Annotated in this window: 12 protein-coding genes; 3 read left to right on the top strand and 9 right to left on the bottom strand. The window is 66.7% G+C overall.

The genetic code is table 11. The features are described 5' to 3' along the window. Positions 1-220: 220 nt before the first annotated feature. The 3 genes from CSX12_RS13295 to CSX12_RS13285 are packed head-to-tail and all read right to left on the bottom strand — an operon-like array spanning position 221 to position 2,777. Positions 221-712 (bottom strand): hypothetical protein, encoded by a 492-nt coding sequence (locus CSX12_RS13295; protein WP_124896110.1) that lies wholly within the window; start codon positions 710-712, stop codon positions 221-223. Continuing rightward, positions 694-2,385: a SulP family inorganic anion transporter gene (locus CSX12_RS13290; protein WP_124896913.1), complete on the bottom strand. Its 1,692-nt coding sequence runs from the start codon at positions 2,383-2,385 to the stop codon at positions 694-696. The genes CSX12_RS13295 and CSX12_RS13290 overlap by 19 nt, the downstream gene beginning before the upstream one ends. 17 nt (positions 2,386-2,402) lie before the next feature. Continuing rightward, entirely contained in the window at positions 2,403-2,777 is a 375-nt protein-coding gene (locus CSX12_RS13285; RefSeq protein WP_124896109.1) for a metalloregulator ArsR/SmtB family transcription factor, read from the bottom strand. 82 nt (positions 2,778-2,859) lie between these two features. Between CSX12_RS13285 and CSX12_RS13280 the strand changes: the two genes are divergently transcribed. Continuing rightward, positions 2,860-3,039, top strand: coding sequence for a hypothetical protein (locus tag CSX12_RS13280; protein WP_124896108.1), 180 nt, complete (start codon positions 2,860-2,862; stop codon positions 3,037-3,039). A gap of 621 nt (positions 3,040-3,660) precedes the next feature. Here CSX12_RS13280 and CSX12_RS13275 read toward each other — a convergent pair. The 5 genes from CSX12_RS13275 to CSX12_RS13255 all read right to left on the bottom strand — a co-directional run bounded on the left by CSX12_RS13275 (position 3,661) and on the right by CSX12_RS13255 (position 9,493). Continuing rightward, complete coding sequence (locus CSX12_RS13275; protein ID WP_124896107.1) at positions 3,661-5,937, bottom strand: heavy metal translocating P-type ATPase; 2,277 nt, start codon at positions 5,935-5,937, stop codon at positions 3,661-3,663. Further along, positions 5,934-7,796, bottom strand: a complete 1,863-nt coding sequence (locus tag CSX12_RS13270) for a cytochrome c oxidase assembly protein (protein ID WP_206427094.1) — start codon at positions 7,794-7,796, stop codon at positions 5,934-5,936. The genes CSX12_RS13275 and CSX12_RS13270 overlap by 4 nt, the downstream gene beginning before the upstream one ends. A gap of 199 nt (positions 7,797-7,995) precedes the next feature. After that, the gene (locus tag CSX12_RS13265; protein ID WP_124896105.1) at positions 7,996-8,223 is read right to left on the bottom strand and encodes a heavy-metal-associated domain-containing protein; all 228 of its coding nucleotides are present in this window, start codon (positions 8,221-8,223) and stop codon (positions 7,996-7,998) included. Positions 8,224-8,298: 75 nt separating this feature from the next. Next, positions 8,299-9,105 (bottom strand): M56 family metallopeptidase, encoded by an 807-nt coding sequence (locus CSX12_RS13260; RefSeq protein ID WP_124896104.1) that lies wholly within the window; start codon positions 9,103-9,105, stop codon positions 8,299-8,301. A 4-nt stretch (positions 9,106-9,109) separates the two neighbouring features. Further along, positions 9,110-9,493: a BlaI/MecI/CopY family transcriptional regulator gene (locus CSX12_RS13255; protein ID WP_124896103.1), complete on the bottom strand. Its 384-nt coding sequence runs from the start codon at positions 9,491-9,493 to the stop codon at positions 9,110-9,112. A 229-nt stretch (positions 9,494-9,722) separates the two neighbouring features. Between CSX12_RS13255 and CSX12_RS13250 the strand changes: the two genes are divergently transcribed. Then, positions 9,723-10,631: a PDR/VanB family oxidoreductase gene (locus CSX12_RS13250; protein WP_124896102.1), complete on the top strand. Its 909-nt coding sequence runs from the start codon at positions 9,723-9,725 to the stop codon at positions 10,629-10,631. A gap of 24 nt (positions 10,632-10,655) precedes the next feature. Here the strand turns inward: CSX12_RS13250 and CSX12_RS13245 are convergent, their stop codons facing one another. Further along, a complete protein-coding gene (locus tag CSX12_RS13245) occupies positions 10,656-11,267 on the bottom strand; it encodes a DUF5134 domain-containing protein (RefSeq protein WP_124896101.1) in 612 nt (203 codons plus the stop codon). A gap of 62 nt (positions 11,268-11,329) precedes the next feature. Between CSX12_RS13245 and CSX12_RS13240 the strand changes: the two genes are divergently transcribed. Next, positions 11,330-12,766: a PepSY domain-containing protein gene (locus CSX12_RS13240; protein WP_164479587.1), complete on the top strand. Its 1,437-nt coding sequence runs from the start codon at positions 11,330-11,332 to the stop codon at positions 12,764-12,766. Positions 12,767-13,229 lie beyond the last annotated feature (463 nt).

Here is a 13,229-nt window from a genome sequence, read left to right as displayed (position 1 = left end):
TCTCGTTTCCGGGCACCGCTTGTCCGAGCGAGGTGAATATGTAGGGGGCCTGGTCGCAGCGGGACAGAATTCAGGCGCGCGGAACGGGTTGTGGCGGAGAGGCTGGTCTGGGCGTTCCCTGCGGGTGCCCCGACCGGCGGGATGCGGTCCTTGATGTTAGTAGTTCTCGTCGACTTGGTCCGGGGAGCCGCATGCCCGCGGCTCGTGCGGAGCCGGGTCTTCAGGTGTGGGCGGTGATCCATCCGGCGGTGAGCGTGTCGGCGAGGGCGACGTCCGTGAGGGGGCTGATGTTCCAGGTGTGTTCGTTGACGTTGAGGTCCGTTCCGGTGAGGAGGAGGACGCGGCCGGACCTGGCGATGAGGCGGCGGAGGGCGAAGGTGTCTGGGTCGTGGGGGTCTGTAGCGCGGTGGACGTGGATAGTCCGTGTGGCGTCGGCGACGGTCGCGTGGAGCACGGCCCCGTAATCGGTGGTGAGGTCGATCCGCGCGACCATCGCCGGGATCGCGGGGGCGGTGCGTGCAATGTCGGCGATGTTCGTGGTGGTGACGGGGGCGAAGCCGGCTTCGAGCATGGCCGTGTTCCACGGGTTGTGCTGTTCACTAGTCTTGGCGGGGAGGAGGGCGAGTATCGCCGCATGCACAGAGCGGGCGTGCTCGTCGGTGTAGGCGAGGACTCTCCAGGAGTGCAGGTTGCTCATCTGAGCGGGGGCCATGTGTCCGATGCTCCGTTCTGATGCCCGTTCGTCAGGTTCGCGTCTGACGTCGTCGCCCTGTGGATGTGGCTGCGGGCGTGGGCGATCGCGGGGTCCAAGTCGGTGTAGAGGTGGTTGTGGTGGCGGAGGGACGCGATCACGCCGACTCGGGTGGCGAGTTGCAGGTGTTCGGGGGGGATACCTTTGATGAGGACGGTGATGCCGCGGCGTTCGAGGGTATGGACGAGTTCGGTGAGGACTTGCGCGCCGGTGGCGTCGAGGATCTGCAGGCCGGATAGACGCAGGATTACGACGGTCACGTTCTGGATGGTGCCAATGCGGTCGACGATGCGTTCGGCCGCACCGAAGAACAGGGCCCCGTCGAGGCGGAACAGGGCAATACTTTCATCTCCGGGCTCGGCTGGCGGGGGGAGCTCTTCGCGGTGCACACCTGCGGAGTTCGCAAGGCGACGCAGGGCGAAGAATGCGGCGACGAGGATACCGATCCCAACGGCGTAGATGAGGTCCACGCTCACGGTGATCACTGCGGTGACCACGAATACGATCGCGTCGGAGCGAGTGGAGCGGAGGATTGTGCGGACCGTGGTGAGGGAGATCATCCGGGTCGCGGTGACCATCAGCACCCCGGACAACGCAGCCAGCGGGATAGTAGAGACGATAGTGCTCGCGGCGTAGACGACGAGCAGCAGGATCAGAGAGTGGACGATGGCCGCGACGCGGGTGCGGCCACCGGAGCGGATGTTCACCGCCGTGCGCGCGATCGCCCCGGTTGCAGGCATACCCCCGAACAGCCCGGACCCGATAGACGCGAGGCCCTGCCCGACGAGTTCCCGGTCCGCATCGTAGGGACCGGTGTCGGCGATCGATGCGGCGACCCGAGCGGACAGGAGCGATTCGATCGCCGCGAGAGCCGCGATCGTACACGCCGGCCCCACCAGCGCCAGCAATGTCGTAGGGTCCCCGGCCGGGAGGACCGGGGCAGGCAGCGATGCCGGGAGCTTCCCGATCGATGGCACCGGAACCTGGAACACCACGACCAGCGCGGTGACCACGATGATCGCAATGATGGAGCCGGGAAGTGCCCGGTGCAGTTTCGGAGCCAGCAACATGATGGCCGCGACCATACCGGCGACGACGAGCGACCACCACATTGTGGTCAGATCCACCGTGCCCGCGGCTTCGACAGCGGCGACGGCGGCGTTGCTGCTGGGACCTGCGGGGACGCCGAGAGCGGCGGGGACCTGCTGCAAAAAGATGATGACCGCGATCCCCAACGTGAATCCCTCGATGACAGGCCACGGGATGAACGTCACCGCGTTTCCCAGGCGCAATATGCCCGCGAGGAGCACGATAGCCCCGGCCATCACACACACCACAGGCAGGACGGTGAGCCCGTGGGCAGCGATCACTGGGCCGAGGACGACGACCATCGCACCTGTGGGACCGGAGACCTGCACGTTCGATCCACCGAAGACAGCCGCGATCACTCCGGCGATGATCGCTGTCACCAACCCGGAAGCGGCACCGGCGCCCGAGGATACTCCGAACGCCAACGCTAGGGGCAATGCCACGACCCCGACGGTCACCCCGGCGAGTAGGTCCCGCCGCCACGAGCGCGGGACCTCCCGGTAGTCTGCCCGCCGCGGCCACAACCCGGTCAGCCCTCGCGCCATCAGCAGGCCCGGACGTCTCACGCCACACCAGGGCGTGAGATATCGGGAAGGGACGCAGCGGACACGAGCTGCTGTTGCGCCGTGTGCAGCACCTCGGTCAGCAAGGCCCGAGCTGCGCTGAGAAGATCCACGACCTGCGGGTGCGCCACCCGGTAGAACACCAGGCTTCCCCGGCGTTCGGCAGCAACGAGATGGTGTTTGCGGAGCACAGACAGGTGCTGCGACAGGTGCGACGCTTCTAACCCCGTGTCCGCCAGCAACTCCGACACCGATGTCTCCGGCTGTGAGCACAGAACCTCCAGCACGCGCACTCGCACCGGATGTGATAGCCCCTTGAACAGGTTCGCCTTTACCTCATACAACGGACGCTGCGCATCCCACGTGTCTGCCACAACCACACCTCCCGATTGATGAATCCATCATATTATGAATATTCATATCCCTACTTAATCCGCTGCACCGATTGGACCTGCGATGAAGACCGCCTTCACCTTCGCCCTCACCACGGGGTTGCTGCTGTTCGGAATCTGGCTCCTCGGTGCCGCATTCTCCGCACCCACCGGACAAGCGCTCGTCTTCATCGGCGGGCTACTGTGCATCACCCTGGCCTGGATGATCCCCCTGCTCTTCCTACCGTCCCGAGAACGACGCTAACCCCCGCAGCCCTGCACCGAGAGCTCCCGCCCGTGCGCCGCGCCACTCTGACCCGCATATGCCAGACGCCGACAGGAAACCTAACTCCGCCGCGGAGACCACGTCCATGTCGGCTCCGCCCCGGGGTTCGAGTTCGTCACGTCGTAGACCCAGAGTCGGCGTGGAACGTCAGCGATGAACCTGCGGTCGGTGAGGTCCGCAAGCAGTTCCGCGGTCTTGTCGGAGCGTGTCGTGAACCCGCTTGGACCTGCCGACCCCGCGCGCCCCGGCAAGACACATGAGTCGTTCGGTCTTCTGCCGCCCGTAGACGCCGTATTTCTCCGCATGCAGCCTGGACGGTCTCCGGCACTAGCAGCTCGACACGCAGCCGACCTCGCGGTGGCGACGCCATACCCGCAGCAGCTCCGGGCTCATACCGAGCAGGCCAGCGACGTAATGGGTCGCGGTCATGTGGTTCGGATGCTGCGGCTTGGCCTCATCGAGCATTCTCAGCGTCTGCGCACGAACCTCGACAGAGTACTTCCGATCCGTCGTTTTCCGTTCTTACTTGAACAACGGAACGGAAGTCAGGCCGATACACGTTTGGCCCACATCGGTCAGGCCGATCCAGAAACAACGAAATCAGACAGTCCCGACAGACCCAGTCTTTGTGCTGCGGACGCGTTGGATGCGGAGGCTGTTGTAGACGACGAGTACGGAGGACAGTGACATCGCGGCTGCGGCGATGAGGGGGTTGAGAAGGCCGGCTGCGGCGATGGGGATCGCGGCGATGTTGTACCCGAAGGCCCATCCGAGATTCGTGCGGATGGTGCGGAGAGTCTTCCGAGAGATCGTGATCGCGTCGGGGATGACGTGGAGGTCGTCGCGGACGAGGATGATGTCGGCGGCCTTGAGAGCGATGTCGGTGCCCGAGACGAGCGCGAGCCCGAGGTCAGCGGTCGCGAGGGCGACAGCGTCATTGATGCCATCCCCGACCATCGCGACCCTCTCCTCTGCCGCCTGGAGCTCGCGGACGACGTCGGCCTTCTGCGCGGGGGCAACGCCGGCGTGAACGCGCTCGATGCCGAGCGCGGCGGCGATGCGGGCGCCTGCGGCGGGGCTGTCCCCGGTGAGGAGAACGGTGGTGAGGTGCTGCGCGTGGAGAGCACTGATGGCGTCGGCCGCGCCGGGTTTGATGGTGTCGGCCAGGGCGAGCAGCCCGATCAGGTTCCCATCGCGGGCGACGAGAGCGACGGTGTGCCCCTTCTCGTAGGCGTCCGCGAGCGCGGCAGCCGCGGGGGTGAGGTCGATACCGTGCTCGCGCAGGAGGTCGGCGTTGCCGACGAGGAGGGTGCTGCCGGCGATGCGAGCGGTGGCACCGAGACCGGGGAGCGCGGTGAAGTCTTCCAAGGAGTGCAGGTCAGTGATGTGGGCGCGGGCGGCGTCCTGAATGGCGCGCGCGATCGCATGCTCGGAGCCCTGTTCGACGGAGGCGGCGAGGCGCCAGAGCTCGTGCTCGGGGATTCCGAAGGCGGTCGCGGTCTCGACGGTCATGCGGCCGGTGGTGAGGGTGCCGGTCTTGTCGAGGACGACGGTGGTGATGGCGCCGGAGGCTTCGAGGGCGTCGTGGCCTTTGATGAGGATGCCGAGGGTCGCAGCCCTCCCGATGCCGACCATGAGCGCGGTGGGGGTCGCGAGCCCGAGTGCGCAGGGACAGGCGATGATGAGGACGCTGATCCCGATGCCGAATGCCTGCGCGAACGGGGTTCCGGTGAGCGTCCAGACGATGGTGACGATCACGGCGAGGGTGATGACGGCGGGCACGAACCAGGTGACGATGCGGTCGACGAGGTTCTGCACGCGGGCCTTGCGGGCTTGCGCCTGTTCGGTGAGGGCCGCCATCTGCGCCAGTTGCGTGTTCGCGCCGACCGAGGTCGTGGTCACTTCCAGGCGCCCGTCGGTGCTGATCGTGCCCCCGGTCACTGAGACTCCCGGGCTGACGGGGGCGGGGACCGGTTCTCCGGTCATCATGCTCGCGTCGACAGCGGCCGTGCCCGTTCGGACGGTTCCGTCGGCGGGGATGGTCTCCCCGGGGAGAACGACGAAAGTGTCGCCGATCCGCAGTGCCGTGGCGGGCTCGATCGTCTCGACGCCATCGCGCAGGATCCGGACGTGGGTGGCGGCGAGGGCGTTGAGGGCCCCGAGCACGTCGCCGGCTTTACGGCGGGAACGGGTTTCGAAGTAGCGGCCGGCGAGCTGGAAGGTCGTCATACCGGCGGCGACGTCGAGATAGATGGAGTCGGCGCCTGCGGGTGTCACGCCGAAGCCGAGCCAGTAGCCGGCGGCTTCGGTGGTGCCGAACCCGAGCAGTAGGGTCAGGATCGCCCACCCGAACGAGGCGGCGATTCCGAGGGAGACGAGGGTGTCCATGCTGACCGCGCCGTGGCGGAGGTTGCGGAGCGTGGCCCGGTGGAACGGCCACGCCGCCCAGGTCACGATCGGGAGCGCCATCAGCACGCACACCCACTCCCAGCCGGGGAAACGCCACCCGGGGACGAGGGCGAGAACGATGGTGATGTCCATGAGAGGGACCGTGAGAAGTGCGGAGACCGCCAGGCGGCGGCGCAGGGAGGAGATCCGCACCTCGGTGGCGCGCGCAGACCAGGCGTCGTCGCTGCCGTCGCGCAGGTGCGCACCGTATCCTGCGTTCTCGACCTGACGGATCGCCGTGTCCACCTCAGCATCGGAGAGGCCGCTGACGATGGCGCGTTCGGTGGCGTAGTTGACGCTCGCTGTCACCCCGTCGAGCTTGTTCAACGCTCGTTCGACGCGTCCTGCACAGGCGGCGCAGGTCATCCCAGAGATGTCGAGCTCCACCGGGGTGAGAGTTGCCGGTGTGGTGGTGTCCGTGGTCGTCATGAGTGGGTGTCCTCTTGGACGGTAGGTCGGGGGCCGGGGCGGGTCGCGTCGCGGTCGGCGAGGCGTTGGAGCATCTGGTTGTAGGCGTCGTATTCGTCGTCGCGGCCGGTGTCGATGTGCCGGTCCTTGCGCCGCGCATCCCGGGCATCTTGTCTGCTCCATTGGATGCCCAGTGCGACGATGACGATCATCAGCGGGATCTCCCCGCCCGCCCATGCGACGCCGCCGCCGAGGTACTGCTGGGCCTGTAGGTCCGCCCAGGGTAGGGCGAGGCGCAAGTAGAAGTCCTCGGCGATGATGCTGGGGCTGGTCATTAGGATCACCCCGAAGAACGCGTGGAACGGCATCGCCGCCAGCACGTAGCCAAGCTTGCCGATGTGCGGCAGGGGCCGCGGCGGACGATCGACGCCGATGATCAGGCTGTAGTACAGGTAGCCGACGATGAGGAAGTGCACGTTCATCAGCTGATGCGCCCAGTGGAACCGCATATAGTCACCGAAGATGCCGGTCAGGTACAGGCCGTAGTAGGAGCCGATGAAGACAATGAAGACGATCAGCGGGTTGTAGAGGAACTGCAGCACCCGCCAGTGCAGCACCCACGTGATCCAGTCGTGCAGGCCCGCGGGCTTGTTCCGGTCCGAACGGGTCGCGCGCAACAGCAGCGTGACGACGCCGCCGAGGACGAGGAGACCGGGGGCGAGCATGTTCAGCGACATGTGCACGATCATGTGCACCCCGAAATCCGGGGCCGAGTACTTCCCGAACCCGGAACTGGTGGCGACGACCACCACCGTCCACCCGCCGATCCACGCGGCCGTCCGACCGAGAGGCCACCGGTCTCCCCGGCGGTGCAGCGCGCGTACGGCGACCAGGTAGACGGTGATCGCTGCTGCGGCGATGCCGAGGAACAGGAGGTTCGGACGCCACTGCCCGAACAGCACCGTGAGTGTCGGCGCGTCAGGGACCTCGAAGCCCATGAAGACCTGCTCGATGCTCGTCGGTACGAAGTATTGCGGCGGTGGCTGCCGTGTCATCGCCACTCCGACCCCGGTCCATCCCGCTACCGTCACAGCGCCCAGGGAAAGCAGTATGGACAGGTGTCTCGCGCGCAGCCGTCCTCGCTGGGCAAGAACCGCGGCGGCAACGAATGTCACTGCGAGGACGATCAGGCAGGCGAAGCCGGCGAGGATCAGCCACCCGGTCAGCGAGGCGGTGATGGGGCCGCCGGCGAGCTTGAACACCGCGATGATGATGTCTGTGCCCACGATGACGGGGAGTGCGATGGCCCCGATCTGGAACAGTCGCCGTAGGGTTGCGGGTGGGACAAGCCGGCCGGAAAGGACACGCAAGACGGCGACCACGATCGCTCCGAAGAAGGTGTTCACGGCGATGGTTTGGAAGATGGCGGCGTCGCTGCCGAAGTCATGATCGGGCCCGACGAGCACTTGCCCGGTGACGACGGGAGCGAGCACAGCGATCGCAGTTGCCCACAACGGGATGAGGAGCCCGGTCCACCGGTCTGCGAAGAAGGAGGCGAAGAAGACGATCAAAGCCGCCAGGAAACTGATCGTCCAGGCCTTCGGCGCATCGCTCGCTTCCCACAAGAACGGCAATGCCCGAGCGACGGTCAGCCGCACGAGCGGGGTGCCGTTGGCGTCGAGAGCCTCGAAGACGATCAGCGCGCCGGCGCACACAGACCATGCACCGGAGGCGACACGCAACACCGAGATCTCGAATCCTTCTGGGAGATATCGCGCCCTGCGGGCCGGGGCATCGCGCAAGAACAACAGATGCACGAGCGCGCCGCTGGTGATCAGCGTGGCGAGCTGGGCGACGGAGAGCAGGATCGTGGTGATCACAGCCACATCGACGCCGGGATACCCGACGAAGATCCGCTCATACGGTTCCTGCCCGAGAGCGACCGCCACGAGGACCGGGAAGAAGATCAGTACGACGACGGCCGCGCTGATCAGGAGCGCGGCCACCGCGATCAAAGGTCTGCGGGCGCGGGGGTCCGCAGCGGTCGCGGGTGCTGCGGCGGGAGCGGCGGTGTCGGTGTCAGGCATTCGTCGCTTGGGGCCAGGACCGCACCGTGTAGCCGGCGTCCTCGACGGCCGACTCCACCGCATCCAGATCAAGGGTTGTCTCGTGGCCCAGACGGACACGGCCCGAGGCGGCGTCGACCTGGACATCGACGATGCCGGGGAGCGCGGAGAGCTCAGCGGTGACCGCGCGCTCGCAGTGCTCGCAGGTCATCCCGTTCACCCAGAACTCGAACTCGGACATGACCACTCCTCTTGACGCCGGACCACTCCCTTAACTCTACATCGTGTCGTAGATGAGAGCGGCTGGGAGGACGGGTCAGGCGCGCGCGACAGCTGTGCCGCGTCTGCGGCGTGGCGTCTTCCAGCGCCGGAGGGTGAGCCGGTCCGCGCGAAGCTCGAGCCCGGGATCGCCTGTGGTGCGCCCCATCGTCGCCAGGGCGTTCGCGAGATGGACGGCACCGGCGCGACGGGCGGCGGCATCGTCTGCGATGAGCTCGATCAGCAGCAGCGTGGCCCGCTTCAAGGCGCGCCCGGCCGGGAACCGGCGAGGGAGGCAGAGCGCGTTGATCTCAGCGATCCGCACCGCCCACCCGTGATGCTGACGCAGATGGGCGCGCTCGTGTTCGATCACCGCCCGAAGCTGCGGGCCGCTGAGCAGATCCTTGAGGGCAGTGGAGAGGAAGATCTCCGGTTCCCCGGACGGAACGGCACATGCGACCGGCTCCTCGGACTCGAACCACACGAGGGTGACCCCATTCGAGTTCTCGCGGGATACGGCGACCGGCGCGAAGCGTCCGACGGCTTCCCGCCATGAGTCGGCGAGGGGTTCCGCGGTCGCGGAGACGAAGGCGATGACGGCGGCGAGCACTCCCAGGCTCAACCAGCCCGCGATCGTCAAGAGCAGGCCCTCCGCAGGCGCATGTGTCTCTCCGACCTCGACGCAGCACATCAGCGCTGTCGTGGCGGAGGCTACCGCGCACCCGATTCCGGCGAAGAGGGCACTGAACCACAGGGACAGTGCGGTGCGCGGGTAGCGCACCTGCCAGTGTCCGGCGGTCAGCACGAGGGGCGCGAGCAGGAGGATCAGCGCTGCTGCGGTGAGGAAGGAGCCGGTGGCGATCAATGGATCACCTGCGCTTGCGGGAGGGCTTGCCGGTGATCGCGCTGCGAAGCAGGTCGAGGTCGTCCTCGGCGAGGTTGCCGGCGAACTGCAACAGCGCAGCCTGCCGGTCGCCGGCGCCGTCCAGGGCGGTCATCATCGACCGGCCGACATGCTCGTCGCCGCTGCGCGCCGCGTGGAAGCGGACTTTCCGTGGGGAGTCTCCGGAGCGGACGACATCGCCCTTCTTCTGCAGTCGTTCGAGAGCGGTCATCAACGTCGTGTAGGCCGGGACGTGACCGGTGAACACTGTCTGGATATCGCGGGCACTCAACGGCTCGGATGCCTCCCAGAGGATGCGCATGACCTCGCCCTCGAGTTCCCCGCGCTCCCGCGTCCGCTCACCCGCCATCTCGCACCTCCGACGCCCAGTCTACCTGCGAGTAAATCTACATGATGTCGTAGAATCGCGGTGTTCTGTTCCGCATCGACAGTGAGGACCTTTGTGCGTGGCCCTATCTCTCTTCCGGTCTCGTCGCTCCGAGGCAAAGTAGCCCGCCACGTCTTCGCCATCGGTATCCGCGTCGTTGCCGCGGCGCCGTGTCCGAGTGGTAGGGAGGGAGCCCGTCTCCGACCGTGCTGTGCTGCTGGAGTTGCGGGATGCCGAGGGTGCCGTTCTGGAGCTGTTCGAGGCGGGTGCCCATATCGATCTGCACATCGCTCCCGGGCTCATCCGGCAGTATTCGCTCGTCGACGTCGGTCGAAACGATGGTGCCTATATGATCTGCGTGCAGCGGGAGGATGGCGGGCGTGGCGGTTCCATCGCGGTCCATGATCGCGTCCGCGAGGGCGACACCCTGACGATCTCCTCCCCGCGCAACACGTTTCCGCTCAGGCAGCCGGATGGTGGCGTCCTTCTCTTGTCGGCGGGTGTGGGCGTGACTCCGCTGGTGTCGATGGCCGCTCGCCTTCACCGGACTGGCGCCGCTTTCGAGTTCCACGCTTACACGCGCTCCCCGAATGCCCTTCCCCTGCGCGAGCACCTCGAATCCGGGGCCTACCGGGACCGCGTGTTCGTGCACGACAGCAGCCGGGGTGACTCGTTCCGCACCTCTGCTCCCAGGCTCCTCCACCAGCCCGTTGAAGGCGGGGCGGTGTATGCCTGCGGGCCGGAGGCTTTCGTGGCGCTCGCGCGCGAGCGTGCGAGCGATGCGGGCTGGGGGCCGGAGCAGTTTCACAGCGAGCGCTTCGCGCCCATGGCACCACCCGAGCCGGAGGGCTCCGCACCATTCACGGTCATCGCTGCATCTACGGGCCAGGAGATGAGCGTCGCGCCCGATGAGTCGATTGCGGACGTCCTGGAGCGGCACGGGTACGAGACCTATCGCTCGTGCGGACAGGGCTACTGTGGCTCCTGCGTGACCCGTGTCATCTCCGGCATCCCGGACCATCGCGACGATACGCAGAGCCCCGAGGAGCACGCCCGCAACTCCCACATCAACGTGTGCTGCTCCCGGTCACTCAGCGCCGTGCTCGAACTGGACGTGTGACGACGAGGATCATGCGGCGAGGGGTCAGAGGTTCATCAGCCAGAGCATCGCCGCCATGCCGGCCGCCATCAGGGCATGGCACAGGGCGTGCATCCGATGACCCCGCGCCACGGCCGCACGGTACAGCCACCACGCAGCCCCCAGGGCACAGGCGACGATGAATGCCGCGTTGACGACGTCAGCCCAGACGGGCGTCGCCATCAGCCCCATCTCGTCACCGCCGCCGTGGTGCCCCGCGTGCGCGGACCCTCCGTCGCCGCCCGAGGCCGTACCGGCCATCAGAAGCGGCATCGCGGCGAGCATCCAGATCATCGCCGCGTTCAGCACGACATGCCCGACCAGCTCCACCCGATGCGGGAACCCATGGGCGCGGGCGAGCGCGGGCGGGAGCGCGAGGGCGAAGATCGAGAACAAGGCGATCTGCGCCCACGTCACCGCGTCGAGCACCGTCACCCAGGTCATCAGGATCATCGCCGCGCTCATCACCGCATGGTTGATATCGATCAGCTCTTCATCCGCCAAGCCCTCAGCATCCGCGGGACGCCCGATACGCCGCGCGATGAGGTCACCGAGGCAGATGAGGCCGGTGGCGAGGAAGACGACGGTGAGGATGAGGTCCCAGGGCGATGCAATCACACCACCATGTTACTACTACAATATGTAGAGCTAATTCGCTTGCTGTCCCGAGAGGCCTCCCGATGACCGCTGTCCAGACCGACACCGCCGGCACGTCGCCCCATGCTGCGCCGGCACCGCGACGACGCAAGACGAACTGGTACGGCGCGTTCTGGCGCTGGCACTTCTACGGCTCCCTGATCGTCATCCCGGTTCTGTTCGTCCTCGCAGTGACCGGCATGACCTACATGTTCCGCGCCGAAGTCGACGCCTTCACCCACCCAGGCGTCCTCACAGTGACGGCTCCCGAGGGAGCAGAGAGACAGGAGCTGTCCGCGCAGGAAAACGCCGTCCGCGACGCGTTCCCCGACAGGCCCATCCTCTCCGTTATCGACCAGACCGGCGACCGGGCGACGGTGTTCGTTACCCAACGCGCGGACGGGGTCAACGCGAACGTCTACGTCGACCCGTACACGGCGACGGTGACCGGGGAACTCACCGCGGATCAGTTGATCTCCGACTGGGCGGAGCGTATCCACGGCGACCTGTTGATCGGTGAGGAGGGCATCGGCGATCGCATCGTCGAGCTCGGCGGCAGCTGGGCGATCGTGCTCACCATCACGGGCTTCATCATCTTCTTCCTGGGCCGCCGACCTCGCAAAGCCGCGCAGGCGAAAGGTGCCAAGGGTGCGCGGCTGCGCGGATGGCACGCGATCGTCGGACTGCCCGTAGGCCTGGGTATTCTGATGCTCGTCGTCTCCGGCCTGCCCTGGACCGGCGTGTGGGGCTCGGTCGCGCAGCAGGTCGCGTCCGGCAACGGCGTCTCACTCTGGGGAGAAGACCCCGGGGCGGAGTCCACGATCGACGAGCTCATCGAGGACACCAGCGGCACCAACGCCGAAGCGGGCTGGGCCATCGGCAACGGCCCGACCGGCACCAGCACGAGCACCGGCACGACACCGATCTCCATCGACGACGCCGTCGCCGCGGCACAGGCCGAGGGAGCCCCCGAGCCTTACTCGATCATCTACCCCGACGGCGACACCGGCGTGTTCAGCGTCATGTCCAGCCAGTGGAACGACAACGGCAACCCCGCCGAATCCGAGGTCAGCCTCGAACGCACCATCCACATCGACCAGTACAGCGGAGAGATCGTCGGCACCTACGGGTACGACGACTACAGCATCACCGCCCAGGTCGTCTCACAGGGCATCGCCGTCCACGAGGGACGCCGCCTCGGCCTGGTCAACACGATCCTGTCCACCCTGTTCTGCCTCGCCGTGATGTTCATGTGCATCTCCGCACCCATCATGTGGTGGACCCGGCGCGGCACCGCATCCGGCATGGCCGCACCCCGCGCGAAACTGCCCGTCTGGGGAAACTGGCTCCTCGTGATCGTCATGATCGGCCTCGGCATCTTCCTGCCCCTGTTCGGCCTGTCCCTCATCGTCATCCTCGCACTCGACCAGCTGCTCATCCGCCGCGTGCCACGGATGAAGAAGTTCTTCGGCAGCGTCTGAGCCGCGGAGACCCGTCCGCGGATACTTGCGAGACGTCCCCACAGCGCTGAGGTCCCCACAGCGCTGAGATAGATGCGTCGCGCCGGAGTGAGGGCCTCACCGGTGCCCACGATGAGCAGCCCGGGGCAGTTCTCTGCTGCCGCGCAGCGGCGGGGGAGCGAGATTGCGTGATGTCAATACGGACAGTGCGTTTTCCGTTGAGTAGACCTGCTGCGGCGGTGAGAGGGCGAGCGCGTAGCTCTTGACCGGTTGCGAGTAACGCAAGTGGTCTACTTAGAGTTTCCTCGCCAGCGGCTACGCACCCACGCGCCGATCTTTCGAAATCGGTATGTCGCGTCCTCCCATTCCTCGGCGAGAGAAGGTGATTGTTCCTCCTCCGGCCGTTGGGGAGCTCCTATTGCGATGAGAAAGATGATTACCAGGAGAGCAGTGGGCAACGCCAGTGCGCCCATCCACCATCCGA

Source organism: Microbacterium sp. Y-01 (assembly GCF_003856715.1).
Classification (GTDB): Bacteria; Actinomycetota; Actinomycetes; order Actinomycetales; family Microbacteriaceae; genus Microbacterium; species Microbacterium algeriense.
The sequence above is the reverse complement of the archived record's forward strand: the minus strand, read 5'-3'. Positions and strand labels throughout refer to the sequence as shown.